Origin of the sequence: Sinorhizobium fredii USDA 205, assembly GCF_001461695.1 — a bacterium.
Taxonomy (GTDB): Bacteria; Pseudomonadota; Alphaproteobacteria; order Rhizobiales; family Rhizobiaceae; genus Sinorhizobium; species Sinorhizobium fredii.
Window position 1 is genome coordinate 1 of sequence record NZ_AUTC01000108.1, and the last position, 835, is coordinate 835.

The 835-nt window shown below is 65.1% G+C and carries 1 protein-coding gene; it reads left to right on the forward strand.

The window, feature by feature from the left end; all coding sequences use genetic code 11:
* Nucleotides 1-52 precede the first annotated feature (52 nt).
* A protein-coding gene (locus N181_RS11110; RefSeq protein WP_086020626.1) for an IS5 family transposase occupies nt 53-813 on the forward strand; the annotation gives its coding sequence in 2 pieces (ribosomal slippage) (nt 53-380 and nt 380-813; 762 coding nt in all).
* Nucleotides 814-835 lie beyond the last annotated feature (22 nt).

An 835-nucleotide genomic window follows, 5' to 3' on the forward strand; every position in this document is an offset into this window, starting at 1 on the left:
CCGCCGGCGCGGGGGCGTCCACATCATCAAGCTGGCTTTTGGAGGGTCCGCTTTGGAAGGTGAAGTTCTTCGCGACGATCAGTGGGAGCAAATCAAGCCGTTCGTGCCCGGCGGGCGCAAAGGGAAGCGCGGTCCGCGCAGCGATGGCCGGCGCTTCTTCGATGCGCTGTTATGGATGGCGCGCTCGGGTGCGCGCTGGCGCGACCTGCCGGAACGGTTTGGCCCCTATCAGACGGCAAAGCGGCGCTACTACCGCTGGATCGAGGCGGGCGTGTTCGACCGGCTGTTCGAGGCCGTTTCCAGCCATCCCGACCTGGAATGGCTGATGCTCGATGCGACCGTCATCCGCGCCCAAGCACAAGCCGCCGGGGCGCGGCGCAAAAGGGGGGATCTGAAGCCCAGGCTCTCGGCCGCTCGCGCGGCGGGTTCGGCACCAAGCTCCATGCCGTCGTAGACGCCCTCGGCCTGCCGGTCCGCTTCGAAATAGGACCCGGCCAGCAGAACGACATGGCGCCGGCCTGTGGTCTGGTTGAGGGCCTGCCGGCCGGCCAGGTGATCGCCGATCGCGCCTACGATGCCGATCGGCTGCACGACGTCATCCTCGATCAGGGTGGTGAACCGGTCATCCCGCCACGTCGCCATCGCAAATACCAGCACAGCTACGACAAGATCGCCTACAAGAACCGCTGGGGCATTGAGGCCTTCTTCGCCAAGCTCAAGCAGTGGCGCCGCATCGCAACCCGCTACGACAAGCGCGCCGCCACCTTCCTCGGCTTCGTCAAGCTCGCAGCCATCATGCTCTGGCTCAAATGATTAAATTGTCACTACAGCCTAG